Source organism: Wolbachia endosymbiont (group A) of Sympetrum striolatum (assembly GCF_947250715.1).
Taxonomy (GTDB): Bacteria; Pseudomonadota; Alphaproteobacteria; order Rickettsiales; family Anaplasmataceae; genus Wolbachia.
Genome location: NZ_OX366342.1, coordinates 204,436 through 230,454 on the forward strand (window position 1 = coordinate 204,436; position 26,019 = coordinate 230,454).

Annotated in this window: 21 protein-coding genes, 1 tRNA gene and 4 pseudogenes; 20 read left to right on the forward strand and 6 right to left on the reverse strand. The window is 34.2% G+C overall.

The window, feature by feature from the left end; genetic code table 11:
* The first annotated feature begins 5 nt into the window (after positions 1-5).
* From OOK87_RS01040 to uvrC, 4 genes are read left to right on the forward strand one after another with little or no spacing between them, the layout of a single operon-like run.
* A complete protein-coding gene (locus OOK87_RS01040; protein ID WP_264687806.1) occupies positions 6-764 on the forward strand; it encodes a phosphatidylglycerophosphatase in 759 nt (252 codons plus the stop codon).
* A 44-nt stretch (positions 765-808) separates the two neighbouring features.
* Entirely contained in the window at positions 809-1,648 is an 840-nt protein-coding gene (locus OOK87_RS01045) for a glycine--tRNA ligase subunit alpha (RefSeq protein ID WP_253307313.1), read from the forward strand.
* A gap of 3 nt (positions 1,649-1,651) precedes the next feature.
* Positions 1,652-3,745: a glycine--tRNA ligase subunit beta gene (gene glyS / locus OOK87_RS01050; protein ID WP_319803098.1), complete on the forward strand. Its 2,094-nt coding sequence runs from the start codon at positions 1,652-1,654 to the stop codon at positions 3,743-3,745.
* Between the two features lie 7 nt (positions 3,746-3,752).
* A complete protein-coding gene (gene uvrC / locus OOK87_RS01055) occupies positions 3,753-5,573 on the forward strand; it encodes an excinuclease ABC subunit UvrC (protein WP_264687808.1) in 1,821 nt (606 codons plus the stop codon).
* A 50-nt stretch (positions 5,574-5,623) separates the two neighbouring features.
* On the opposite strand, the gene OOK87_RS01060 is transcribed toward uvrC, so the two are convergent.
* The 3 genes from OOK87_RS01060 to OOK87_RS01070 form a co-directional block, all read right to left on the reverse strand.
* Positions 5,624-6,229, reverse strand: a complete 606-nt coding sequence (locus tag OOK87_RS01060; RefSeq protein ID WP_253307316.1) for a CvpA family protein — start codon at positions 6,227-6,229, stop codon at positions 5,624-5,626.
* 57 nt (positions 6,230-6,286) lie between these two features.
* Positions 6,287-6,883 carry a riboflavin synthase gene (locus tag OOK87_RS01065; protein ID WP_264687809.1) on the reverse strand — a complete coding sequence of 199 codons (597 nt, stop codon included), beginning with the start codon at positions 6,881-6,883 and terminating at the stop codon, positions 6,287-6,289.
* 240 nt (positions 6,884-7,123) lie between these two features.
* A complete protein-coding gene (locus tag OOK87_RS01070) occupies positions 7,124-8,911 on the reverse strand; it encodes a hypothetical protein (protein WP_264687810.1) in 1,788 nt (595 codons plus the stop codon).
* A gap of 145 nt (positions 8,912-9,056) precedes the next feature.
* Between OOK87_RS01070 and pheS the strand changes: the two genes are divergently transcribed.
* The 11 genes from pheS to ruvC all read left to right on the forward strand — a co-directional run bounded on the left by pheS (position 9,057) and on the right by ruvC (position 17,031).
* The gene (gene pheS / locus OOK87_RS01075; protein WP_264687811.1) at positions 9,057-10,100 is read left to right on the forward strand and encodes a phenylalanine--tRNA ligase subunit alpha; all 1,044 of its coding nucleotides are present in this window, start codon (positions 9,057-9,059) and stop codon (positions 10,098-10,100) included.
* Entirely contained in the window at positions 10,101-11,393 is a 1,293-nt protein-coding gene (glmU, locus tag OOK87_RS01080; protein WP_253307320.1) for a bifunctional UDP-N-acetylglucosamine diphosphorylase/glucosamine-1-phosphate N-acetyltransferase GlmU, read from the forward strand.
* A gap of 71 nt (positions 11,394-11,464) precedes the next feature.
* On the forward strand, positions 11,465-11,932 hold the full coding sequence (locus OOK87_RS01085; RefSeq protein ID WP_264687812.1) for a P44/Msp2 family outer membrane protein: 468 nt from the start codon (positions 11,465-11,467) through the stop codon (positions 11,930-11,932).
* A 330-nt stretch (positions 11,933-12,262) separates the two neighbouring features.
* A complete protein-coding gene (gene rplU / locus OOK87_RS01090; RefSeq protein WP_096617066.1) occupies positions 12,263-12,565 on the forward strand; it encodes a 50S ribosomal protein L21 in 303 nt (100 codons plus the stop codon).
* Between the two features lie 10 nt (positions 12,566-12,575).
* Positions 12,576-12,845, forward strand: a complete 270-nt coding sequence (rpmA, locus tag OOK87_RS01095; protein ID WP_096617064.1) for a 50S ribosomal protein L27 — start codon at positions 12,576-12,578, stop codon at positions 12,843-12,845.
* A gap of 9 nt (positions 12,846-12,854) precedes the next feature.
* A tRNA-Ile gene (locus tag OOK87_RS01100) sits at positions 12,855-12,931 on the forward strand.
* Between the two features lie 63 nt (positions 12,932-12,994).
* Entirely contained in the window at positions 12,995-14,167 is a 1,173-nt protein-coding gene (gene metK, locus OOK87_RS01105; protein ID WP_264687813.1) for a methionine adenosyltransferase, read from the forward strand.
* A 125-nt stretch (positions 14,168-14,292) separates the two neighbouring features.
* The gene (locus OOK87_RS01110) at positions 14,293-14,967 is read left to right on the forward strand and encodes a thiaminase II/PqqC family protein (protein ID WP_264687814.1); all 675 of its coding nucleotides are present in this window, start codon (positions 14,293-14,295) and stop codon (positions 14,965-14,967) included.
* A gap of 40 nt (positions 14,968-15,007) precedes the next feature.
* Entirely contained in the window at positions 15,008-15,667 is a 660-nt protein-coding gene (locus OOK87_RS01115; RefSeq protein ID WP_341816373.1) for a thiaminase II/PqqC family protein, read from the forward strand.
* A 47-nt stretch (positions 15,668-15,714) separates the two neighbouring features.
* Positions 15,715-16,542, forward strand: coding sequence for a cytochrome c oxidase subunit 3 (locus OOK87_RS01120; RefSeq protein WP_264687816.1), 828 nt, complete (start codon positions 15,715-15,717; stop codon positions 16,540-16,542).
* The gene (gene ruvC, locus OOK87_RS01125; protein WP_253309367.1) at positions 16,543-17,031 is read left to right on the forward strand and encodes a crossover junction endodeoxyribonuclease RuvC; all 489 of its coding nucleotides are present in this window, start codon (positions 16,543-16,545) and stop codon (positions 17,029-17,031) included. It abuts the gene before it with no gap.
* A 44-nt stretch (positions 17,032-17,075) separates the two neighbouring features.
* Here ruvC and ruvX read toward each other — a convergent pair whose 3' ends face one another.
* Positions 17,076-17,543, reverse strand: coding sequence for a Holliday junction resolvase RuvX (gene ruvX / locus OOK87_RS01130; protein WP_253309368.1), 468 nt, complete (start codon positions 17,541-17,543; stop codon positions 17,076-17,078).
* A gap of 374 nt (positions 17,544-17,917) precedes the next feature.
* Between ruvX and gatB the strand changes: the two genes are divergently transcribed.
* Positions 17,918-19,342, forward strand: a complete 1,425-nt coding sequence (gatB, locus tag OOK87_RS01135; protein ID WP_264687817.1) for an Asp-tRNA(Asn)/Glu-tRNA(Gln) amidotransferase subunit GatB — start codon at positions 17,918-17,920, stop codon at positions 19,340-19,342.
* 132 nt (positions 19,343-19,474) lie between these two features.
* Positions 19,475-21,067 (forward strand): ATP-binding protein, encoded by a 1,593-nt coding sequence (locus OOK87_RS01140; RefSeq protein ID WP_264687818.1) that lies wholly within the window; start codon positions 19,475-19,477, stop codon positions 21,065-21,067.
* A 122-nt stretch (positions 21,068-21,189) separates the two neighbouring features.
* Here the strand turns inward: OOK87_RS01140 and OOK87_RS01145 are convergent.
* A pseudogene (locus OOK87_RS01145) lies at positions 21,190-22,205 on the reverse strand (IS110 family RNA-guided transposase).
* 209 nt (positions 22,206-22,414) lie between these two features.
* Between OOK87_RS01145 and OOK87_RS01150 the strand changes: the two are divergent.
* Both OOK87_RS01150 and OOK87_RS01155 read left to right on the forward strand, forming a co-directional pair.
* Positions 22,415-22,660 carry a WD_0033/WD_0034 family tandem repeat-containing protein gene (locus OOK87_RS01150; RefSeq protein WP_253309706.1) on the forward strand — a complete coding sequence of 82 codons (246 nt, stop codon included), beginning with the start codon at positions 22,415-22,417 and terminating at the stop codon, positions 22,658-22,660.
* A 38-nt stretch (positions 22,661-22,698) separates the two neighbouring features.
* Positions 22,699-23,683 (forward strand): annotated as a pseudogene (locus OOK87_RS01155) (IS481 family transposase).
* A 270-nt stretch (positions 23,684-23,953) separates the two neighbouring features.
* On the opposite strand, the pseudogene OOK87_RS01160 reads toward OOK87_RS01155, so the two are convergent.
* Positions 23,954-25,362: pseudogene (locus tag OOK87_RS01160) on the reverse strand (IS4 family transposase).
* 164 nt (positions 25,363-25,526) lie between these two features.
* Between OOK87_RS01160 and OOK87_RS01165 the strand changes: the two are divergent.
* Positions 25,527-25,828, forward strand: a pseudogene (locus OOK87_RS01165) (major capsid protein); the annotation flags it as partial.
* Positions 25,829-26,019 lie beyond the last annotated feature (191 nt).

Consider the following 26,019-nt stretch of genomic DNA (forward strand, 5'->3'; position numbering starts at 1 on the left):
AGAGCATGGGGATTTTTTTTGAATTTTTGGGAAAGACGCTAGGTAAGGTTTTTCCTGCCAAAACAGTAAGCTCTTTTTTGGGAATAGGATATTTACCAGGTTGGCAGAACTATTGGTCTTCTTTTTTAATATTATTTATTGTAGATGTTATATTGATTTTTACATATGGAGGCGAATATTTACTATATAAAATGCCAAATTCAGGAATAGTTGTAGCTGCTGTTTTTACAAAATTGGCAATAGTTATGTTAGTAATACAATTAATTGGAATATTTATTTTTCATGCTCAGGACCCTTCAGCAAACAGTGGTGAAGAAATAGTAATACAAATAGCGTCAGGGCAAGTATTGACTGTAGCACTTTCAATGCCAGCAATAATGTCAATTTATTATACTGTAAGTAAACTCTATGGGAGTATATGTAAGCAGATGTTTCAATGCCCATTTTGGTTTAATGATTTTATGCACTTTTTCTTTTTTCTTATGATACCTTACGTATTTTTTAATGTCGTAGAAGTGATAAAACCATGGCCAATAAGTTCAATACAACTCAGCTATAATAATGCAATTTCAATTACATTTGAGGGGATTTTTCACACATTTTATGCGGTGATTTTACTGTATTTAACAGCATTTATATTCTGCGATTTAACTATGCATGATGCAATTGTCCTAAATAAAAGCATAATTCAGTATGTGAGGGAAAGTTCAGCAGTTTTAGGTGATTATTTACATAGTGCTGCAAAAAAAATAAATATTGAATAGTACTTATTTATTTATATATTTAGTATAAAAAGTGTGCAATTTGTGTGAATTTACAAAGTATAATAAAAGAGTTGCAAGATTTTTGGGCTGGTGAAGGGTGCGTTATACTTCACCCATACACATCTGAAGTTGGTGCTGGTACATTACATCCTGCAACAATTATGTCTGCAATTGATACAAAACCGACAAAAATTGCATATCTACAACCAGTAATTAGGCCAGCAGATGGACGCTATAGTGATAATCCTAATCGCTTGTATCAACATCACCAATATCAAGTTATAATAAAGCCATCTGGTAATAATTTACAAAACGTCTATTTAGATAGCTTAAAAGCTCTTGGCATATCTACAGAAAAATATGATATTAAGTTTGTTGAAGATGATTGGGAAAACCCAAGTGTTGGTGCATCAGGACTTGGATGGGAAGTTACATGCAATGGAATGGAAGTAACACAGCTTACTTATATACAGCAAGTTGGAGGGATTGACTGCAAGATGATTCCTGGTGAGGTGGCATATGGGTTGGAACGTTTAGCAATGTGCATACAAGGTGTAGATAATGTTTACGATATAACTTGGAACGATAACGGTGTAACTTACGGAGATATTTTTAAACAAAGAGAATATGAATTTTCTTATTTAGCGTTAGATTATTATGATACTAAAGTGGTACAGCAGCAATTTGAAGATACGGAAAAATTATGTAAGTTCCTTATTGAAAAGGAGCTACCAATTGCAGCTTATGACCAATGTATTAAAACTAGTCACCTACTTAATCTGCTTGATGCAAGAGGTGTGCTTGGTGTCAATGAACGTACAGCGCATATTGGTAGAGTTAGAGAGCTGACAAAAAAATGTTGCGAATTGTACATGAGTAAATAGCGTATGTCGTTGCAGTTGTTATTTGAGTGCCTTTCAGAAGAAATACCATCGAGAATGCAGAATGTAGCTGCAACTCAAGTTAAGAGCTGTATTGCCAATGTTTTTAACAAAAATAATGTAAAATTTACATCAATGGAGGTTTTTGTAACGGCACGTCGCATTACCCTATTTGTTGACAACATAAATGCTTTGGAGCTAAAGGATTCCAATAACGAAGTTAAGGGACCAAACATTAACGCACCAAAAAGTGCTATCGAAGGTTTTTTAAGAAAATATCAGAAAAATGAAGAAGATTTGCTCGTTCGAAAAGTAAATAATGAGGATTTTTACTTCATTAAAAGAGAAAGCTGCTCATTTAACATCAGAGAATTCCTCAAAAATCAACTGGAGGAAATGCTCAAAAACTTTTCTTGGTTGAAGAGCATGAGATGGGGCGAAGGAAAAGAAAGGTGGGTTAGGCCAATTAAAAACATTTTATGCATTTTAAATGACGAAATAATACCTGTGTCTTTTGCAGGGATCACAGCATCTAACACAACATATGGCCATCGATTTCTCTCAAGTGATGCGACGTTAACTATTAAAGCACCTAAAGACTATTTTGAATTGCTAGAAAAAAACAGCGTAATTCTCCAGATGGACAAAAGAAAGCAATTTATACTAGATCAGATTAATAAATTCACAAAAGAGCAGAATTTACAACTTGAGAAAAATGATTATTTACTAAATGAATTGACAGGGCTTATAGAGTGGCCAATCGTACTGTTTGGTGAAGTGAATCAAGAAAAGTCATTTGGATTACCGAAGGAAGTAATTCTTAGTATAATTAATACGCAGCAAAAATATCTTGCTTTAAGTAATGGAAAGAGAATTTCACACTTTGTCACTGTTGTCAACGTCAACAATGGTGAAGTTGTTAAAGGACACGAAAGAATATTAGAAGCACGTCTTGCTGATGCACAATTTTTGATATCTCAGGACAAAAAGGAAGATCTGGATCATTATGTCAAAAAATTGGGTTCGATATTATTTCATGCTTTTCTTGGCAGCGTGGGGGAAAAGGTGAAGCGTATTACGTCTCTGTCAAAGTATATAGCTATATTTATTCCACATGCTTCGCTGATAAAAGTTGAACGTGCTGCATATTTGGCAAAAGCTGATTTGGCAACATCGATAGTAAGAGAGTTTCCAGAATTACAAGGAGTAATGGGTGGATATTATGCTTCTTATTTTCAAGAAGATAGAGAAATAGTGGAAGCTATAACTGAACACTATAAGCCAATCGGGCCAGAGCAGGAGTGTCCTAAATCCCCTTCAGCAATTGCTGTGTCAATTGCAGACAAAGTGGATAGCTTAGTTGGTTTAATTGCAGCAGGTGAGAAAATCTCTGGTTCGTATGATCAGTTTGGTTTGCGGAGAATGACAATTAGTATAATTAGAACAATACTTGAAAATAATTTGCATATTCCAATTAGGCTATTGATAGATAAGTCAGTATCTTTATATTCAAGGCTTCTATTTAATGAAAATACAACGTCAGTTGATAAGCCAAATAGAAAACAAATTTCAGAACTAGTATTTAGATTCTGCTTAGAAAGATTCAAGGTTATTTTAAAAAATAGAGATATAAGGCAAGATGTCGTAGATTCAATACTATATAAAATCGATATTAATGATCTGCTGACAGCAGAAAAGCAAACTGTTATATTGGATCGTTATCTTAGTACGCCAGAAGGTGAACAGATTCTAAGCACTTACAAAAGAGTCAGTAACATGATGAGCAAAGTAAGGAAAAGTGATGGCACTACTTATAGTGCATCTTACGGTAAGAGATTTTTGATTGAAAATGAAGAAATTGCGCTATCAAATTGTGCTATAACTGCTTGTAAAAACATAAAACAAGCGATAAAAAATAACCACTTTAATGCAGCGCTTGATGAACTTGCTGGTTTTGCTCCGTTTATCAATCAGTTTATGGACAGTGTAAAGATTAACTGTGATTCTGATAAGCTGAGAAGAAACAGATTATCTTTGCTTGAAAATGTAGTTTCCGTCTTTCATTTAGTAGCAGATTTTAACCTCATACAAGTCAAGTAATGGATAAATGTTCAAGCAATATAAAGAACAGATAAAATTATCTCCGCAGTCTTGTGGTGTGTATAAGATGATTGGAGATAAGGATAAAGTTTTATACATTGGTAAAGCAAAAAACTTGAAATCGAGATTATCTGACTACCTTCAATTCGAAAACCTTTCTGAACGAATTAGAGTTATGCTCTCACAGGTTGTTAAGGTTGAAATATTCATCACTGAGAATGAAATCGAAGCACTGCTTCTTGAAGCACAGTTAATAAAATCATTGAAACCACTTTATAATATTGTGCTCAAGGATGGAAAATTTTATCCTTATATAACAATTTCCAAGCACGATTATCCAAGAATAGCAAAATATAGAGGCAAATTTAAGAAGAATGAGTTTCATTATTATGGTCCCTTTACATCTGCCGCTGCTGTTAAGCAAACTATATTGTCATTGCAAAAAGCTTTTCTCCTAAGAGTATGTTCAGATCAATACTTTTCCTCAACAAAAAGACCATGTATTGAATATCAAATTAAGCGCTGCTCAGCACCATGCATAAACAAAATCACAAAAGACGACTACTGCCAATCAGTAAAACAGGCACGAAATACATTGCTTGGAAGAAATAAGGAAGTGAAAGAACAGTTACTTTTCACAATGAGAAAGTGCAGCAGTGAAGAAAACTATGAGCTTGCTGCTATATATAGAGATCGGGTAAAGTTTCTTGAGCAAATTCAAATACAGCACACGGATTTTTCTTTTGAAAAAGATGCAGATTTCTTCAGTATTGTACGTGAAGAGGATCTAGCATGTATTAGTGTGTTATCGTTCAGAAATAAAGACAACTACGGCAGCACTCCTTACTTTGCCGAGAACTGTGGTGATCACTCAAATGATGAAATTTTATCCACCTTTTTGGTCAATTTTTATAATTCAGCTAACATACCTCCAATACAAATTTACGTTCCAGATTCTATTGTGGATAAGGAAATTATAGAACAAGCACTATATAAGGTTGCTCAAAAGCCAGTAAAAGTTCTGCATGCAAAGAATAAAAAAGAGCGTGATTTATTGAAATTTGTTTATGATAACTCTCAGCATAGCTTAGAGCAGAAGCTTATCGATTATAGAAATAACCTAGAAAAGCTTGAGGAGCTTAGCAAAATCTTCTTGTTACCAAACATTCCAAAGCGTATTGAGGTTTATGACAATACCCATATATTTGGAAATCAACAAATTGGTGTAATGGTTGTTGCAGGGCAGGAGGGTTTTTTAAAAAGTGAGTACAGAAAATTTACTATAAAGGAAAAATTTTCAGGCGATGACTATAAAATGATGAGGGAAGTGCTAACCAGACGTTTCTCCGGCAATATAAAAGGCATAATACCTGATTTTTTACTGATTGATGGTGGACCAGGACATGTTTCCATAGTACAGAATGTACTGGAAGTATTGAATATAAACGTTCCTTTTGCTTGTATGGCAAAAGGTCCTGATCGTAACGCAGGAAATGAAACATTTTATATGCTGGGCAGGGAAGAATTCAGTCTGGCAAATGACAGCAAAGTCATGCTTTACTTACAATTGCTGCGTAATGAAGCCCACCGTTTTGCGATAACTTCACATAGAAAAAAACGCGATAAACAGTTTATAGTTTCACAATTAAGCAAAATACCCGGTATTGGCAACAAAAGGAAAAAGGCGTTGATGTCTTATTTTGGTTCAGTGAAAAATATAAGCAAAGCTTCTCTGGCTGAAATTCAAAACGTACATGGAATTAGTAAAGGTTTAGCAGAAGTCATTCTTAAATACGTGAATTATAAGAGAGGAGTGCTCTTAACCTGACACATATGGCTTTTTGAATACTCCTAATGAACATATTTATAAATAAATATTTACTCTTCTTTTTTATTGTTTTTGGGTTTTTCTTGATCAACCATTTCTCCACCGATCTCTTTTATTTTTAGTATCAACGACTCTGGTACATACATGTCAATTACTTCTTCTGCTGTCACAAATAAAGCCTGATAAGAGTGTGAATTTATTATCCAATTAGGCAATATGTCTTCTGCTTTTATTTCAGAATGTTCCTCTTTTTTGCCATATTCTTTTTTGTCATATACTGTGTAGCAATATAAGTGCACAGCAAAAAATAATACATAAGAGAGCAATATTCCTTTAAGCACTCCGAGAAAGATTCCAGTAACTCTATCGATAAACCCCAACCTTATGGGTGATAATATGTACATTAGCCAGTTGTTTATTATCATGAATATAAGATTAAGTATAATAAATACAGAGATTGTAGAAAGTATGTTTAGTATAACTTTAGAATCAAAATATTTACTATAATTTGGAGTGAAAAAATCATAGTGATTAGCTGTCAGAAAAATTGATAAAAATAGAAACATCAATGCGCATAGCTCTTTTATAAAACCTCTAGTTACCGAGATTATTACGCATAGAACAACAATGAAGATAATTAGGCTATCGAAAAGCATATTTTATATCTATATGGTTTTCAAGATATAATAGTTGTAAATAACAAGGTTGTAAAATTAATTGTATTTATGCTGCATCAATTGATCTAAATACCTAGCGATCATGTCAATTTCTAAATTCAGATAATCATTTATTTTGTTGTACTGAAAAGTTGTATTTTCCCATGTATAGGGAATTATATTTACTATAAATTCCTGATTAATAACTGAATTCACTGTAAGGGAAACCCCGTCCAGTGTAACGGAGCCTTTTTTTGCAACAAATTTAATTAATTCTTGTGGGCACGATAGTTTGATTTCATGAGAATCTAAATTTCGCTCAATTGTTAAAATTTTTACTATCCCATCAACATGACCCTGAACTAAGTGGCCATCGATTCTGTCGCTTAGCCGCATTGCTTGTTCTAGGTTTATTTTTTTTCCTATTCTCCACGTATTTAAGTTAGCAACCTTCATAGTTTCTTGAGACACTTGAACTGTGAATACATCGTTCAGTATGTTCACAACAGTTAAACATACACCAGAGCAAGCTATTGAATCTCCTTTGTTTATAGAGGGTAAATTTTGTGTTTTGATATGGAAAATTTGATCAGAGTTGGAGTGAGTGGTAGTATCAGTTATAGTCCCGATATCCGTGATAATTCCTTTAAACATATGGTGAAAATAAATAATTTTACCATGAAAATTTTTTTACAACAACTTACTTCTATTTTGTTATAGCTAAAGTAATTCTGGTTTACCAACGATTTAAAAAATGACAAATTCGTCATTCCGCTGCTTGCTAGTGGGATCTATGTGAGATACCGTGACGGTATGACGTAGGACTGCTGTCATCCCGCTGCTTGTTAGCGGGATCTATCCGCGGCGGTATGACGTAGGAAAACTGAGCCTGCACTAGCTATAGGCGCGAGAAAGGGGATCGTTTTCACTTACTTGCTTAACAGATTCTATAGAATATTCAGAATATATAAAGTAAGCTAAACTCAAAACACATAATGTAATCAATGTCGGTAACCCTATGTTCAATGCCAACCCAATATTTTCTCTTTTTTCTGGTGGCACTAATTCTTTTAACATTGACACTTTTCCTAATGGAAAATGCCATAAGCAAAGTGTTGATGCAGATGCTACTATTATAAATAGACAAAAATAAGCCTTTTTTGAGGAAAATACAGTTTTTAACGGTGATTTGAGTGTAATGTTAGTAGGTGGTAGAGTTTTAGCTTCATTTGTTGCTGGTGAAGGATCTTTAGATTTATTTATTGGTAAAGGGTTTGTAGATTTATGAGGAGTATTTTCATGTTGCGTAGGAGGTTGTTGTATATAAACACCTGAAACTAATTTGAGCAATTGCTCTTTTTTTTTATATACTTGCTTATGTAAATACTCTTTTGGAAAAGAAGACTTGCCAGCTGGTTGTGGTATTTCTAGTATTTCTAATACTTCTGATATCTCACCTGACTCCAATATTTCATGTAATTGTTTATCTTGAAAATAAACAATATTGAATATTGAGTTAAAAACATTGCGAAATGTTTCTGGATCTTGATTTTTGTATCCATTCATCACTTCAATAAATATTTCATCGAGTTTTTTTCCCCTGCGCTCAATCTGGTTATCTAACATAGCTACTCTAGCATCATTTTGTGCTTGTTTTATGGCTAATTGTTTTTCTTTCTCTGATAGTTCTTTGGTCTGCTTTTTTGACTTCTTTTTTCTGTTAGCCTTAAAATACTCTGTGTGCGAAGTAGTTTGACCTACATTCTGTTCTGCTCCTTGAGGTATTGGATTTCCTATACTACTTGTCATCCAAGTAGCTGACACTGGGGTCCATTTTTCTTTTTTTTTCTGGATTCCAGCGTCAAGCGCTGGAATGACACCAAATGGTATATTGTTGCTCTGTATAGAAGGTTTTGGTGTTCTTAAAAGGGATAACCTTATTACATCATTAAAAAAATTGGATAAGGGAAGGAAGATTCTATATTTTGGTATATTAGCTTTTATTGCAGCAGTAACCACTGGAGCTTTACAATTTACTTTGCTTGCTACGTTAAAGCCAAACGAGCCTGTAAATGGTACAATTTGTCTATTTTGTGCGTTTTTTTGCTTAGTTTCACTCTGTTCTTGTCTGTCTTTATTTTCTGCTTCTTTTACTTGTAGTGTAACTTGACTCTGTTCCTCATTTTCAGTTTTTTCTGCATGTTTTAGCCTTTCATTTAAAAATGACCCTATTTGGTGCAAATTATCTAAGTTAATGTCTTTAACATTTGTTTGTAGTATGATTGTTATTCCTTGCAGAAGGATTTGAGGCGGAGCATTATTTACGAATTCTTCTACAGTTTTATCACTACTAGTTTTACAGTAGTTATTATATAATTCACTGCTTTCTTTTGGTACTTTTATGTTGACTGTAAAATTTTTTTCCCGAGAAAGGCAGATTTTAAAAAAATCAATTAAAGATTTTATTTGAAATGGTCTTGTATTAAAGGTGTCTTTACCTGTTGCTGTTAGCTCAAATGAAAATTCTTGTATATTACTTTCAATACTTCTCGAGCGAATGGTACTGATCTTAATTATTTTGCTAGAAAATGCTTTACTTATGTTTTTGGATCTTTCCTTAAAGAACTTAGGTAAATCTTCTATTTTGTACTTATTATCAGTTTCAGTGTCACTGTTGTGCATGGTTGATACAGCAAATTCATCAACGCAAAGGTAAATAAAAAAAACTAATTGGTCAATAAATTAATAATCAAAATGGGACAGTTTTTAGATTGTTGATGCTATTCAAGATTTTACTATAATTAAAGTTTAAGCCAGCGTTTCTAAGATGAATAAAGAGCTACTGAATGAAATACCTTCACTTGAAGATAAAGCGGTCTCTGAAATTGAGAATGCTTCTTCTTTACAAGATTTAGAAAAAGTCAGGCTATCATATTTGGGAAAAAAGGGTGTAATTAAAGCTTATTTTGACAACTTAAAAGAGATAGAAGACGCAGGAAAAAAGCGCAATTTAGGCGAAGTTATCAACGTTTTACGTAATAAGCTAGATCAGCTTATAATGAATAAGGAAAATGAACTAAAAACCGAAGAAGTTAACTTTAAATTGCAGAACGAGGAGGTTGATATCACGTTGCCCGTTAGACCAGAAAAAATGGGCAAGGTCCATCCACTCAGTAAGGTTCTAAATGAAGTAAAGCTTATTTTTGCACATATGGGTTTTAAAGCAGTTGATGGCCCTGACATTGAAGATGAATTTCATGTATTTGATGCACTGAATACTCCAAGTCACCACCCTGCGCGGGAGGAGCAAGATACCTTCTACTTAAAGAATAAAATAAACGACAAAAGAATGGTGCTGCGCACTCATACCTCATCTGTGGAGATCAGAACTATGGAAAAAGCGAAAACTTTTCCGATTAAAATCGTATCTCCTGGTAGAGTATACAGAAACGACTTTGATGCAACTCACACCCCTATGTTCCATCAAATAGAGGGGTTATATGTCAATGAGAATGTCAATATGGGCCAGTTAAAATTTACTATTCATCACTTCCTTAATAAGTTTTTTGGAGATAAAGGGCTGAAGATACGTTTTCGTAATAGTTTTTTCCCTTTTACCGAGCCTTCTGCAGAAGTGGACATAAGTTATAAAGGTAGTAAATGGATAGAAGTACTGGGATGCGGTATGACGCATCCAAATGTATTTCAAAATGTTGGAATAGATCACACTAAATACAGCGGTTTTGCGTTTGGCATTGGTATAGAAAGGCTTGCAATGCTAAAATATCAAATTAGCGACTTAAGGAGCTTTTATGACAACAAAATCAGATGGCTTGATCATTACGGTTTTCATTTTTCATCTTTAAGATAAGTGATAAGTAAAACTCATACGTTCGTTATACTTGCTGCAGGGCATGGCAGGCGGATGAATTCAGATTTGCCTAAGGTCCTACACAAAATAGGCAGTTTTTCCATGCTCCAGCATGTCATTTACAATGCAAAACAGTTAAATCCTGAAAATATTGCTGTTGTAGTTGATCTGCCTTTAATTGAAAGACTAAAGTGCTTTAAGGATATACAGTTAATTACACAAGAATTAACACTTGGCACGGGAGATGCAGTCAAAACTGCGATGAGAAACCTGAAAGAATTGCCAGATTCGAGCATAATTATTGTGCAGTATGGAGATACCCCACTCATAAAAAGCAGCACAATAACTAAAATGGTTAGTTGCTTAGAAGGCAAGGCTCTAGTTTGCCTAGGTTTTAGGACAAGCAATAAAGAATACGGTAGGTTAATTATTGAGAATGGTTCCTTAAGAGAAATCGTAGAAGCAAAGAGTGATAAAAATAATCATGAAGAGTTTCTTGCAAATGCTGGAATAATGGTTGCATGTGCAAAGAATTTACGTGAATTGGTGGAGAAAATAGAGTGCAATAGCTCAACTCATGAATATTATTTGACCGATATAGTTTCCATTGCAGTGAAGAGTAATTTAAATGTCGGTTACGTTATTACCGGTGGAGAAGAGGCAACGGGAATAAATAACAGAAATGACCTTATAAAAGCTGAATTTTACTTTCAAGAAAACAAAAGAAAATTTTTTACCAACTCTGGAGTAACGCTTGTTGCTCCAGAGACTGTTTTCTTTTCTCTTGATACGCAAATTGCCAGAGATTCAGTTATTTACCCATATGTTTTTTTCGGTACTGGAGTGAAAATAGAGTCTGGTGCGAAAATACTGCCATTTTCGCATTTAAAAAACTGCTTAATTAAAAGTAATGCTGAGGTCGGTCCATTTACCAGAATACGCGGAAACACAACAATTGGTAATAAGGCAAAAATAGGAAATTTTGTGGAAGTGAAAACAAGTGAAGTTGGTCAAAACACTAGAATAAAACACTTAAGTTATATAGGAAATGCTAAAGTAGGGCAGAGGAGTAATATAGGAGCAGGTACTATTGTTTGTAATTATGATGGGAAAAAGAAACATAAAACGAACATAGGAAGCAATTGCTTTATTGGTGCCAATAGCTCACTCATTGCACCGCTTAATGTTCATGATGACTCTGTAATTGCGGCAGGTAGTGTTATAGTGGAAGATGTACCAGAAAAAAGCCTTGCAATAGCAAGAGAAAAGCAGGTGATTAAGAGAATAAAGTAATTCGCTGTAATTATATTATTTTTAATGCTTATATTTGTATACATGCGTATATCAATATTTGGAGGGTAAAAATGAAAAAATTACTTACCTTAGTAGCTATATTGCCTGCTGTTTCTTTGTCAGTACCATGTTTTGGAGTTGATTGGGTTAGAGATAGGATCTATACTTCTTCGTCATACAGTTCTGGCAATTTTAGTCATAGTATCGGTTATCACTACACAAACAGCGTAAAAATTTCAGTTGAGCCTATGATTTCAGTTGCAAATATTTTTAAATACAGACTGCAAGGAGGAATTTTAGCAAATTTACGTTATCATTACGAGTTTACAAACACGGATATCACTCCGTATGTCAATGTTGGTATAGGTGCTGCTATCGATTTTATTGGACAGTCAAAGTTTGGTTTCTCATATAAAATAAGCTCTGGTCTTGATTTTCCGCTTTCTTCAAGGACAAGTGCTTTTGCTGGTTATAGTCTATTGAAAGCATTTGAAGATTATAATCATGGATTTGAGCTTGGAATAAATTATAACTTATAAAACCCCAGCTGAATAGCAACAGGTTGTACTTTTTTCAAATTGAAGCTGAATTTTTGCTAGATAATTAATAAGCCATATTATGGAGTTTTAATTAGAGACCTAACGCAAAAGCAAAGTGAGGGAGATTAAAAATGATCAAGTTTTGCTTCTGTTCAAAACAAGATTTTTTGAGAATTAATTATTGTCTGAGAAAAAGCAGATAACAAGGTGAAAAAAGATAGAAGTATTTAAGTAGCTCAGAAGGAGCATTAAGTCATGTTTTTTATTTATATTGACAGCATATATGACATCGTTTACGATTAAAGTTAATAACAATAATTTATATTTATCATGTTTGCAGTAATTGAGACTGGTGGAAAACAATATTTAGTAAAAGAAGGCAGTATAATAAAAGTAGAGAAGTTAGAAGTTGAAGAAAAAAAAGAGGTAGAAATCAATAAGGTGATTTGTATTTCAAATAATGGCTTATCTTATTCATCTAATGCTACTGTTAAAGCTGAAGTATTGGAGCAGTGTAGAGGAGAAAAAATTATAATCTTTAAGAAGAAAAGAAGAAAAAATTACCGTAGAAAGACTGGTCATAGGCAGTATATAACTGTTCTTCGTATCAATGAAATTAATCTTCAAAAGTAAGAGGTAAGATATGGCAACTAAAAAATCAGGTGGTAGTTCCTGTAATGGTAGAGATTCAGCAGGTCGTAGGTTAGGAATAAAGAAGAATGGGAAGGTTATTCCTGGTAACATAATTGTGCGCCAAAGAGGCACAAAATTCCATCCTGGGAAGAATGTTGGTATAGGTAAAGATCATACGATTTTTGCCAAAGTAGAAGGCTGGGTCAGCTTTAGAAGGTCAGCAAATAAAAAGACTTTTATTGATATCTTGCCTACAGATAATATGAAAGCTTCAGCTTGAATAAATCAGGGGTCTGTAGCTCAGGTGGTTAGAGCGCACGCCTGATAAGCGTGAGGTCGGAGGTTCAACTCTTCCCAGGCCCACCATTTAGTAATTACTAACTGTGTTTTTATAGCGGTTTTGGTATTGTATAAGCAGAAACCTAAAGCATGAGTTTATATAAAAATTTAGTAACCAGTGAGTCAGTGGCGGCTGGTCATCCAGATAAAGTAGCAGATCAAATTTCAGATGCAATACTTGATGAATACCTTTTCACTGATCCTTTTGCGCGAGCTGCAATAGAGACTTTAGTCACCAAAGATAACGTTATTATAGCTGGGGAAGTATTCGGACCTAACATCAAAAATAGCAGGATTGAAAGTATTGTACGGAATACAATAAAAGATATTGGTTATGAGCATGATGGTTTCCACTGGAGAAAAGTGAAGGTAAATATACTGCTGCATGAGCAATCAAATGACATTGCAATAGGGTTGGATCAAGGTGCTGGCGATCAGGGCATAATGTATGGCTATGCAACAACAGAGACAGAAAACCTTATGCCAGCACCCATTTTTTATGCACACTCGATTCTGAAAAATATCATGAGCGCAGTTAAAGAAGCAAAGCTTGGTCCGGATGCAAAATCACAAATCACTTTGGTATATGAGAATAACCTCCCGGTACGTGCTGAAAGTATCATTGTCTCAATACAGCACCCTGAGGATTTGGATCAATCAAAAGTAAAAGAAATAATTTATCCTTACATAGTTTCATCTTTACCTAAAGGGTGGATATGTCCTGAGGAAAATCTCTTAGTCAATCCAACTGGTAGATTTGTTATTGGTGGACCGGTTAGTGATTGTGGATTAACCGGACGAAAAATTATGGTTGATACCTATGGAGGTTATATTCCACACGGTGGAGGGGCATTTTCCGGAAAAGGTGCAACCAAAGTTGATAGATCTGCAGCTTATATGGCAAGATACCTTGCTAAAAATATTGTCTTTGCAGGTTTAGCTGAACGTTGTCTTGTGCAGCTTTCTTATGCAATTGGTGTATCAAAACCTACTTCATTCTATATTGATACATTTGGTACGAATGCGGTGGAGGAAAGAGTAATTAAAGAGTTTATCGAGAATAGTATAGATTTATCAACAAAAGGCATAATCAAGCATTTATCGCTTAATCGCCCTATATATAAACGTACAGCCTGTTATGGACATTTTGGTAAAGAGTCAGAAAATGACGGTGGATTTTCTTGGGAAAGCATGAACTTGTCTGCTGATCTTTGTAGAGAATTCAATATAGAAGGTAATAGTAAAATTTCTTTAGATTGCTAAAATTTTTGATTTACAGCCTCATATTTATATACTAGCTTATTGTTGAAGTATAATTGCTTTTTCATAATAATTATACTATATTAGTGATAATTATTATATTCAGTTTTTATTATGAGGCTCATAAAGTGTATAACGAAATAGAAGGAGAACTGTACAACGTAATTGTAAAAGAGCTTTCCGATCTTATTGATAGGATGAAAGAACATCCTTTTTATGTTGAATTGATGAATGGTACTTTAGATTATAAAAGATTTAAATTTTACCTTCAGCAGGATTTTCTAGGTTCTGTAGATTGTGCTCGTGCTCATTTAGTTGTTGCAGCTAAAGTTAATGATGTTGAAACAATAAGTAGGTTAATTGATATAGCAAAAGGAGCATTTGATTTTCGAGAACAATATAAAAAATATTTCGAGGATTGTGATCTATCTGATAATCATAAAAAGTCAAGAGCTTGTTCTGCCTGTGTTGACCTTTTCATGAGTACTGCGTATCACAATTCTGTTACTGAGACCTTAGTATTGTCTTATTCTTCCTTTAATGTATACCAAATTGTTATATGCCATATGGCAAATGAGATAACAACTAAGGGGATTAAAAATAACAAATACAAAAAGTGGATTGATATCTGTAATAGCAAAGGAATGGACGCGGTGGTTGAGGAGGTTAGTGATATTACAAGTAGGCTATACAAAAGAGCTAGTGACTGTGAAAAGGAAAAGATATATGAGCTTTGTAGGAAAGGACTGGAGCTAGAGATAATGTTTTTGGATGAGGCATATTGCTCTAATATACCTCAATAAAAACGCATTAGCACAAGTTGTTTACGTTGGCAGTATTGTAGTGTTCAGTGGTATAATTAAGAGTTGTTATGGATCAAATCTTTTAAAGGATATAATTAAGCATCCTTTTAATGTTGAATTGGAGAATAACACTCTAAGTATAGAAAGTTTCAGATTCTATATTCAACAAGGTACATTACTCTTGAGTGATTATATTCGTACCGTCTTAATTACTGCATCCAGGGTAGAAGGCTGTAACAATGTTGTTTCACTTATTAGGGTGGCTCGAGGGGCAATTGCTATTGAGAGAATTTTGCATAACCACTACTTTGCTATATATGCTATAAGTCGTGGAGAGAAATCTCTTGAGTGCTTAAATTTTACTAATTTTCTTTTGTCTACCTCATATAGCAACACTTATGAAGCCATAACAGTTTTGTATTCTTATATGTTTATATACAAGACTATCGTTGATAGTATGAAAAATAGATTCAAGAAAAATAATAGATATAAGGATTGGTTTGATTATTATAGCGGTAGTTTTATAGAATCTGGATGCATTATTTTGGAAAATATTGTTGATGAATATTGCAGCAGGGCAAGAGAAAATGAAAAGAGCAGGATGCTTAAGTTATTTAGAATAAGCGCCCAATTCATGTTAGATTTTTTGAATGGTGCATATAATTTTTCAAGATTCAATCAATTTCCTAAGGAACATTGACAATTTTAAGCTAATTTGTATCCTTAGTAAGTATTTTTTAAAATGCTATGAAAAGTAAAGAACATGATTTTCATTTAGTGGACCCAAGTCCTTGGCCAATTGCTATATCAGCAGCAATTCTTATTCTTGCACTTGGATTAGTTGGCGCGCTTCATAAACAAATTTTCGGAATGTTTTGTTTAGTTCTGGGAATCTCCGCAGTATCAGGGGTGCTGTTCTATTGGTGGAGAGATGTAATAAAGGAGGCCATTTATGATAAATGTCATACTAACATTGTAAAACATGGACTCAAATTTGCAATGTACTTATTTATTCTCTCGGAGGTCGTATTTTTTATAGTGTTCTTTTGTTCATTCTTTAAAGCCTGGCTTGATCCGGTTTTTTTATTTGAGGCGTTTTCTCCTGCAAAAAAAGTTGAATGGCCCCCTGAGGGAATTTTGCCACCTGATCCGTGGTCACTACCATTCATGAATACATTAATATTATTGCTTTCTGGTACAACAATTACTTGGGCAAATCACTCTTTACTTGAAAATGATAAAAAGAGCACGATTAAAATGCTGTCCATAACTATATTGCTTGGGGTTTTTTTTATAATAGTGCAAGCAATAGAGTATCATGAAGCGAGTTTTTCTCTACAAGAAACAGGAGAAAAGCTTATTTATACATCCAATTTTTATATGATTACCGGTTTTCACTGCGCACACGTTATAATAGGAATAATATTTTTATCAGTGTGTTTATTTAGAGCGCGGAAAGGCCAGTTTACACCTCAGGACCATTTGTGCTTTGAGTTTGCCTCCTGGTATTGGCACTTTGTAGATGTAGTCTGGATGTTTTTATTTTTGTTTGTCTATTGGTTAAGCGTTTATTAAGTGGTTAAAATAATAGGTCTAGATCCAGGGATAAGCAAGACTGGTTGGGCCATTATCAGCCTGAACGAGAAAAATAATATTGAATTTTTGGGCGGCGGTACCATATCAACTGATGGAAAATTGGGTACAGGTGAACGCTTACATATAATTTTTGAACAATTAAAGAAAGTAATATTTCAATATTCTCCGAATGAAGCTGCAGTAGAAAAAATTTTTGTTAATAAAAATCCTAAATCTTCACTAACTTTAGGATATGCAAGAGGGGTTGTAATTTTAGCGTTAAAAATAACAAAGCTAACTATGAATGAATATGATGCAAACTATGTAAAAAAAAGCATTACCGGAAATGGCCATGCTGATAAGGATCAGATTATATTTATGGTGAAGCAAATAGTTAAAAATTTGAGTATAAAATGTCACCATGCTGCTGATGCTCTTGCTGTAGCAATTTGTCATGCTTATACGAAAGGTTCTTGTTTTGTTGAGTAACTTTTATATGAGATTCAGTTTGAAGATTTCCAGATCTGAAAAAACTATTTGATTGTATTTATTTTGTCTAACGTTCGTTGCAAAATAATACATGCGGAGATTTTATCATCTATTTTTTTTGATTTTGTGATTGATATTCCAGTGATTTTTAGTGTATGAGTTGCGATAGATGTTGAGAAGCTTTCGTCTTGTAAGTATATATGTACTTTATATTTTTTTATTATTTTATTTGCGAATTGGATTATGGTTTTACACCATTTAGTTTCTTGCTCGTCCATTTTTAATGGTAGTCCTATTACCATTGATCCAGCTTCATTTTCTTTGAATATTCTATGCAGATAACCTAAATCTTTGCTCATATTTTTCCTATAATATACACTATGAGCTGTGGCTATAAGCTGTGTTTTATCGCTAAATGCTATACCTATTTGCTTTTCTCCCATGTCAAGGCACATTATGCGCTTATCTTTTGGAATAGACTTTAGAAACTCATCTGGATTTCTATGTAGCATCTATTAGACTTCCTTTAAAGTGACCTTACCCAGAAAAAGTAGAGAGAAAGTCAAGAAAATTTTTTACAAAAAGAATAATGAATCAAATTGCTCAGGAATGCAATAATTAATAGCAGAATGTCTACGCTGTTTAATACACAGCTTCTAATTAAAACTCAACTGTATATTCTCTTCTTTTTGTCATTACTACTCCTTTTGAAAAAACATTTTTATTATAAAAAAACGCCTTTTCTTTCTCTTCACTCTTTCTGGGTAAGGTCATATTTTAATTACTATAGGTTAAAAAGTTAAGACAAAAAATAAAAATGTGGGTTTTGTTTTGACTTTTTGTGTTAATTTTGCAGAATATTAAGATTATCATTTAAATAAAATACATGACGAAAGAGGATTGGGAAGCGGTAATTGGGCTTGAGGTGCACGCTCAAGTTTCTTCTAATACGAAGCTATTTTCTAGCTCATCAACGGAGTTTGGTGCTGAGCATAACACTCAAGTTTCTCTAGTTGATGCAGCAATGCCAGGTACGCTGCCAATACTAAATTATTACTGCATAGAGCAAGCAATACGCACCGGTCTTGCAATTTCTGCAGAAATTAATAAGTGTTCTTACTTTGATCGGAAAAATTATTTTTATCCTGATTTACCCCAAGGTTACCAGATAACCCAGTTTTTTGAGCCAATAGTTAAAAATGGTAGAGTATTTATCAACGACAATGAAAAGGAAATAAGAATTGCGAGAATTCATTTAGAGCAAGACGCAGGAAAGAGCGTTCATGAGGAAAGCAAAACTTATGTGGATTTAAATCGTGCAGGGGTTGCTTTAATGGAAATTGTTTCAGAACCAGATCTCCGTTCATCTGCGGAAGCTGCAGAATGCATGAAAAAATTGAGGCAGATTTTGCGTTACATTGGTTCATGTGATGGTGATATGGAAAAGGGATCACTTCGTTGTGATGCAAATGTTTCTGTCCGCCTAAAAGGCAGTAGCACATTTGGCACTCGTTGTGAGATAAAAAATCTGAACTCGATACGTTATATTGTGCAAGCTATAGACTATGAAATACAAAGACAAATTGAAATTTTAGAAGGTGGGGAAGAAATAAGTCAAGATACCTTATTGTTTGACGTTGCTTCGGGAAAAACAAAAGTGATGCGAAACAAAGAAGATGCAAGCGACTATAGATACTTCCCTGAGCCTGATTTATTACCTGTTGAGGTAAGCCAGGAGAAAATTGATTTAATTCAATCATCTTTGCCTGAGTTGCCAGAGCAGAAAAAGCAGCGATACATTGAAAAATTAGGTATCAACGAATACGATGCAAATGTCATTACTTCCGATAAGGCGATTGCTGATTACTTTGAGGAATTGATAAAAAAACATGATTCAAAGCTCGCGGTCACCTGGTTAACTGTAGAGCTTTTCGGTCGTTTAAATAAAGCAAATATTGATATTGTGAGCTCCCCAATCAAAGCAAATGCTTTGTCAGAACTCTTAGATTTTATCGTTGATGGAACGATCTCTGCTAAACTTGGTAAACAAGTTTTTGATATTATGTTTGAAACTGGAAAGCCTGCATCCCTTATTATAGAAGAGCAGGATCTCAAGCAAATAACTGACAAATGTCAAATTTCAGAGGTAATAGATAAAATCATCAATGACAACCAAGATAAAGTTCAAGAATACAAAAGCGGTAAAACAAAATTATATGGTTTCTTTGTTGGTGAAGTCATGAAATTCACCAAGGGAAAAGCCAGCCCTGATGTTGTGAATTCAATTTTGAGTGAAAGATTAAGTAATTAGTCACATTTTTTTATTTACATAACAGCACATCTCGTAGATATTCCAAGGTCTTTGTTACGATATCTGTATATCATGACATATAACTTTTTTACCATTTATGGGTACTATTTATAAAATTATGTGAGGTTGAGGATGCCTGAAACTTATCCTGCTGGAGGGAGAAAACGCTCTTTTCATGGTGATATTTACCAATTGAAGTGGCTAATGCTGTTTCTCAAACGTGCAGTAGATAGAGAATATTCTTTCCGCTTAGCCACAGAAATGGAATCAGCTGCAGGTTTTGATGATATTGTTTTTCGATATAGGCAAAATGGAACAACAGTACATAGGTTTGTACAAATCAAACACAAGCAAAATGAATGCGAAAAAATCGGTGTAGGCAAATTGCTTTCAAAAGATAAAAGTGGTGAATTTAGCTTGGCAAAATATTTTGTTCCCTACCTAAAGACTAAAAATAATCAAGATTTTGCAGATGGTGACCTAGAGGACTTTATTATCTGTACTAATATCGGTTTCGATCTAGCTCAAAGTACAACACAAAATACAATAAAAAAGTTGAAAGTAAAAACTTCGGGACCAAACAAGGGAATAGAAATTGCAGTTGAAGTAATAAGCACTAGTGATATTTTTTTTAAATACGGCGGTACGAGATACAAGTTCTCTTATACTCACGATAACATGATTTCAATAGTGCAACCGGCATTTAAGAGTGCTGTAAAAGAAGCAATAGAAGAATTGGAAAAGGAGATAAAAGAACTTCAAGGTAAATCAGATCAAAACTCAAAAAGAAAATTGGAAAGAAATCAGGTATGGCAACGTGAGTTTGAGCGAATGACAAATGAAGGCAGGTTAGAAGAGAATATAAGGGAATTTTTTGATAAATTAGTATTTGCAGTAAATCAACCTAACGAGATAAAACTAGCGGAAATCATTGAGAATGAGTTAGGCAAAGAATTTAATAATATCGATAAAAAGAACGTTTATGGTCGCTTTCTGGTAGAAGTTCTGGATTGGATGAAAGCAAGAGAGGGAAAGTTTCTATCACATGAAGAAATAAATGAGTTTTTTGAAAAAATAAGAGAGGAAATTTTAGGAGCGATTTGGTTTGGCATAATAGAGCCAGTGGCATCTTTTACTGGTAGAAGTATTGAATTAAAAGCCTTACATGACGCACTACAAAGGAGCACGGGCAGGCAAGCGGTGATATCGCAGGTTGCTACTATTAGTGGTCTTGGAGGAGTGGGAAAAAGTGAGTTAGCTAGGAAATATGCTTACAAGTATGGAAAGTATTATGGTGGCAATGTTATATGGATAAGTGCTGAAAACTCTAAGACTATGGAAAGTTCTTTTCTGGACTTAGCTAAAGATGATAAACTAGGCATTTCTCCCCAGGATAAGTACGGAAATGACAAGATGATAGAAACTATTGTTAAAGAAACATATGCTTTTTTTGCAAGAAGGGGAAGGAGAAGCCTGTTCATTTTTGATAATGCTGAGGGATATAAAGGTATTAAAAGGTTTTTACCTTCATCTTTACATCCTAGGCATAAAAAACCTTATGTTTTAATTACTTCTCGTGACTGTAAGTGGAATGTGAGAGGAGATACCGTCTTGTTAGTCAACAAAAAAATTATAAAATTTCCCAAGTTGCATCATAAAATCAAAAAATACTTCCAATTGTGTAACAGTACACAGATTATAGTTAGTGGATATGTTGATAAGTAAATTAGTTTTATACGCACAAAACAGATGAAGTTTACTTATCAACATATCCACTAACCAACAACATTCAATAAATTTGTGTAAGATACCACTTTACATAAGATAGATAGGAAGCATTTTTGATTTTAAAGTACTAAACCTTCAGTCAACCTCCTAGCCCTGTAGTTTTTGATATGGTTAGGATCAAAAGCACTTTTGGATGTCAGAATACCGAAAATGATATGGAGTAGCTTACGCATTGCAGCACCAACGATGGCCATATTATGCTTACCCTTTTCCTTTAATCTTTGGCAAAAGCTCATAATGATAGGATTGTGATTCTTAGCTACTATGGCAGGAAAGAAAAGTGCCTTACGTAATGTTTGTGAACCGGATTTACTTAATCTGGGTTTGGCATATACAGAGGAACCTGACGTCATATTTCGTGGTATAACTCCTGTATATGCTGCCAATTGCCTGGCATCTCTAAAAACCTCTATATCAGAAACTTCAGCTAAAATAGCTATTGCTGATTCTTCTCCTATGCCTGGAATAGTCAATAGAAGTTGAAAATTTTCCAACAATTCTTTGTGTTGATTTAATAGTTCACGTACGGAGTTTTTTATTGTTTCTATTTTTTGAGCTATATTCATTGCAAGGTCTTCCCAAGCATTTGCAACTTCTTTAGGCAGTCTCTCTTTTTTTTCTAAGTGGTTATTTACTAATGTTAACTCATCTTTTAACGCAACTGAGCAACGATAAAGATGTTTTAATTTTTTCATTTCAGGAGAAGGTGGTGTCCAACTAGAAGGTTCCTGTCTTTGGCAATAATCAGCAATAACTTCTGCATCGGTCTGATCATTCTTTTGTCGTATCAGCTTACTCCTTGCATAAGATTTTATGCAATAAGGATTTACAACACTTACAAAATGTCCAGCATTGTGTAGAAATTCAGCCAGTGCTTCGCTATAACAACCATTAGATTCCATGCAGGTTTTTACTTTTTCTACATTATGTTTGTGTAGAAAATTCAGTAGACTTTGAAACCATCGTTCTTAAAGCTTCTTTTTCTAGTTTCACGCTTTCCTTTTTTGCTTATAAATGAGAGAAAAACATCAAAGCGATCTTTTGATATATCTATGCCCAAAAAGTTGTTGATCATATATAACCCCATACGTTACCATTAAAAATGAAAAGTAAGGCTAGTCTTGTGAATACAGAATTAGAACCATTCAGGTCTTTCTACGATACCGTCCAGCCTATACTTTTGAGAAGGGAATTCTTATCTCCTCTACAGATTTTATATCTAAGAAGAAGCACAGAGTTCCTCCCTTCTCCACCTAATGCTTAAGCTTAAAACATTAGATGCTTTTGACAAGATACAAGACGTTGTCACTACTACATTATGCTATAAGTCATAAGAATAATCAAGCTGTAAAAGATCTTTTGGAAGAAGCCAAAAAACAAAAGCTATTAAAGGAAGTTCTGAATGAAGAAATGACCACAAAACATTCAGATGGTCGGGAAGAAAATCATACAATACTTACAGATGCTATATCACGTAGAGACAATGACATTACGAGAGTAGTTGTACAGTTCCAGAGTGTGATGGTATGATAAAATGTGAGAAAAAAATATCATCAAAGGGAGGAATTATGGGACAAGTATTACATGGGTGCGCCAGAACAACAGAGACAATTCGTAGAGCAATACAAAATAGTAAAGAGAGCATAGCAAAACTCTCCAAGTGTTATAACCTTAAACCAAAAACTATTATTAAGTGGAGAAAACGCTCATTTACCAAAGATGCTGGTATGGGTCCAAAGCATCCAAGATCAACTGTTTTAACTTTAGAAGAGGAGGCTATAATTGTTGCATTTCGTAAGCATACTCTATTGCCATTAGATGACTGTCTCTACGCTTTGCAAACCTCAATCCCACATTTGAGTCGCTCCAGCTTACATCGTTGTTTACAAAGGCACAACATTAGCAGACTACCAGATGTCGATGGTGAAGTTAAATCAAGAAAGAAATTCAAACAATATCCTATAGGCTATTTCCATATTGATATCGCGGAAGTTAGAACAGAAGAAGGAAAGCTGTATTTGTTTGTTGCAATAGATCAAATTCACCTACGTTGAGTTGCACAAAAGTGCTACAAAACCCATAGCTGCTGAGTTTTTAGGTAATCTGATTAGAATTTTACCGTATAAAATCCACACTATTTTGACAGATAATGGCATACAATTTACAAATCAGAAGCGCCATAAATACGCCTTCCAACACATATTTGATAGAGTTTGTGAAGAAAATAACATTGAACATCGTCTGACAAAAGTTAGCCATTCTTGGACAAATGGACAAGTTGAACGTATGAATAAAACTTTAAAGAATGCTACAGTTAGGAAATATTACTATCGTTCGCATCAGCAACTTAAGGAGCATCTTTATGACTTTGTTATGGCCTACAATTATGCAAAGAGACTCAAAGCTCTTAGGGGTCTTACGCCTTTTGAATTTATATGTTCTCAGTTGACAAAGTCTCCTGAATTATTTATAATAGACCCACACCATCACACTCTGGAACCATACATCTTATTCGTCTCAAAGACTGGTGGCAAATACTCAAAGCCAAACTAAGAGGACACTATAACTACTTCGGGATTAGCGGAAATTATCGATGGCTCAATAAGTTTAATTGGGCAGTAAAGAAACTAACGTTTAAGTGGATAAACCGACGTAGCCAGAAAAAGAGCATGAATTGGGAGCAATTTATTCATTATACACAAGTCAATCCACCACCAAAACCAAAAATATGTTTTTCCTTGTATACACAGGAGGTATGTCGTGAACGCTAATATTGTGGAGCCGTGTGCGGGAAAGCTGCATGCACGGTTCTTGCGCTTACTATTACCCACAAGTATAGAATTCATGAGCAAGTCTCCATCCTTCTGCTAAATCAAAGAGACGTTTCCATCCCTTCCACAAAGCTATAGCTAAGTCATTTTTGCGAGCTAAAAACCCTCCTAACTTGGCCACCCACCTCACAATTTCTCTTATAGGTGCAGGATAGTTTTTTGTCTTAAGCATTTTGGTATATAAAACCTTCCATTCGTCATCAGTCAGTATGACAGTGCAAGAAAGATTCGCTAGCTACCAATGTGATAAAAAATATTCTCCATGCAATTATACTCATAATTGTAAGAAAGCGGATCAATCTATCTGCTGTTTGGAGCCTACATTCTTCAACTTTAAGACCGGATTTCAAAATTTTATGAAAAACCTCTATTCTCCATCTTAAGCAATACCATTGTATTTTTTCTACTGCTTCTTCAAAATTATTAATATTTATATTTGTTAACAAAATCCAGTTCATGGGCTCTTCGCCAAATGGGGGATATTTTTCTATAACATAGACAGCATTTAAATTTAAATTAGGAAGTTTTTGGGTTTTACGTCTAGCGTTGTTTTTTGATGCATTCATCACAAAGTTACTAAACTTTACTTCTAAAACTGTTGTTCTTTGAGGTTTGTTATCGCGAGCAGACTTGAATTTCTCCTTGACAAGACATGCGATTCATCAAATCCCACAATCTTTCACCACCTTTTTCAGAATAAGTCGACTTCTTGTTTACTGTTCTGTTTTGATTTCCTCTTACTACAAAAAGAGATTGATTAGTGGAAGCAACTTCAAATAAATCATAAATATCTGCTTCTCTATCACAAACGGTAACTACCTTAACATCCTTTAATCCAGGATGTTTAGTAGAGTCTTTAAGTGCACCGTATGCTTTCTTTCTCTTCTATGGGAAGAGCAGTATTATGGCTTCTTCTTTTCAACTCCTTTAGGTCTTCAGCTAAGGAAGGTCTAGTACTAATTTTTTGATCCAATAATCCTATCTTCTGTTGTAACTGCAAACGTTGTATGCATCATGGGTTTTAAAATTAGTTGTTTTAGATGTTAATCTTGCTGCTATAATCCCTAATCCTTCGGTCTTTTTATGATTTTTATATGAAATATAACTCGTGTCCTGGATAGCTAAGATAGTTGAGTATTCTTTAGCTCTTTCAACAGTTTTAATTATATGACTGTCTAATATCTTTCTTTCAGAAATGGCATCGTTTTGGAAAAATCTATAAGCTGCTTTACTTTGATGCCAATCTTCACAAGCTTGATTTATTGAACGCTCAGGCGATTCAGCAAAACTATTAACTATTTTTAGAAACCTTTTACTTAATCTTATATCACCAAAATTAACAATTCCAAATTCACTTTCTGCCCATTCGCCAGTTGAGGTATTTATAGTTCTTTTTATCATATATTCCATTTTTAGACCATAGATCTATTTATAATAGAAAGTTGAATTAGTAAAATAGCAGCTTTTTCTCCATTTTTAGATTTATGGGTAATAGTAAGGTTCTTGCGGGGGAGTTATAGAAGTAAAACTCAATCAAGGGGGATAGGACTATGACTTCTACCGAACGATCAGGATTTACGTTCTGTGGAATAACATTTGAGGAGTACAGAGGACAAGCAACCGATCCTGAAGGAATTGTGAGAAGGTTTATAGAAAAAGATACAGGACATTGTTTTCCACTAGGAACAGCAAGCACATTTACTACTTACTTTGCGCCAGCGGACTTTAATGAAACGGTTTGGTCAGCCATTGTATGCAAAACAAGAGCCAAGAAGATTTGATAGAGGGAACTGACCTTCATACCCAATCCAACCCTTTGCCGATGTGCCACCGTCCGGGGATATTAGTAAAAATCGTTGCAGCATAGAGGAGCCAAAAAGGAGATTTCCTCCTACCAATATAGCCACTTTCTTAGCGTGCTTCTTAAGTTACTATATAAAGGTAAAATGGTTTCCATGTTTGAGCAGGTAGATCAGCTATAAAAAAGAAGTGAGGTAAGGAAGTGGTCTACCCTGCTCCAAGTAAAGGCTAGTACATAAAAGCAAAAGATGCAAGCAT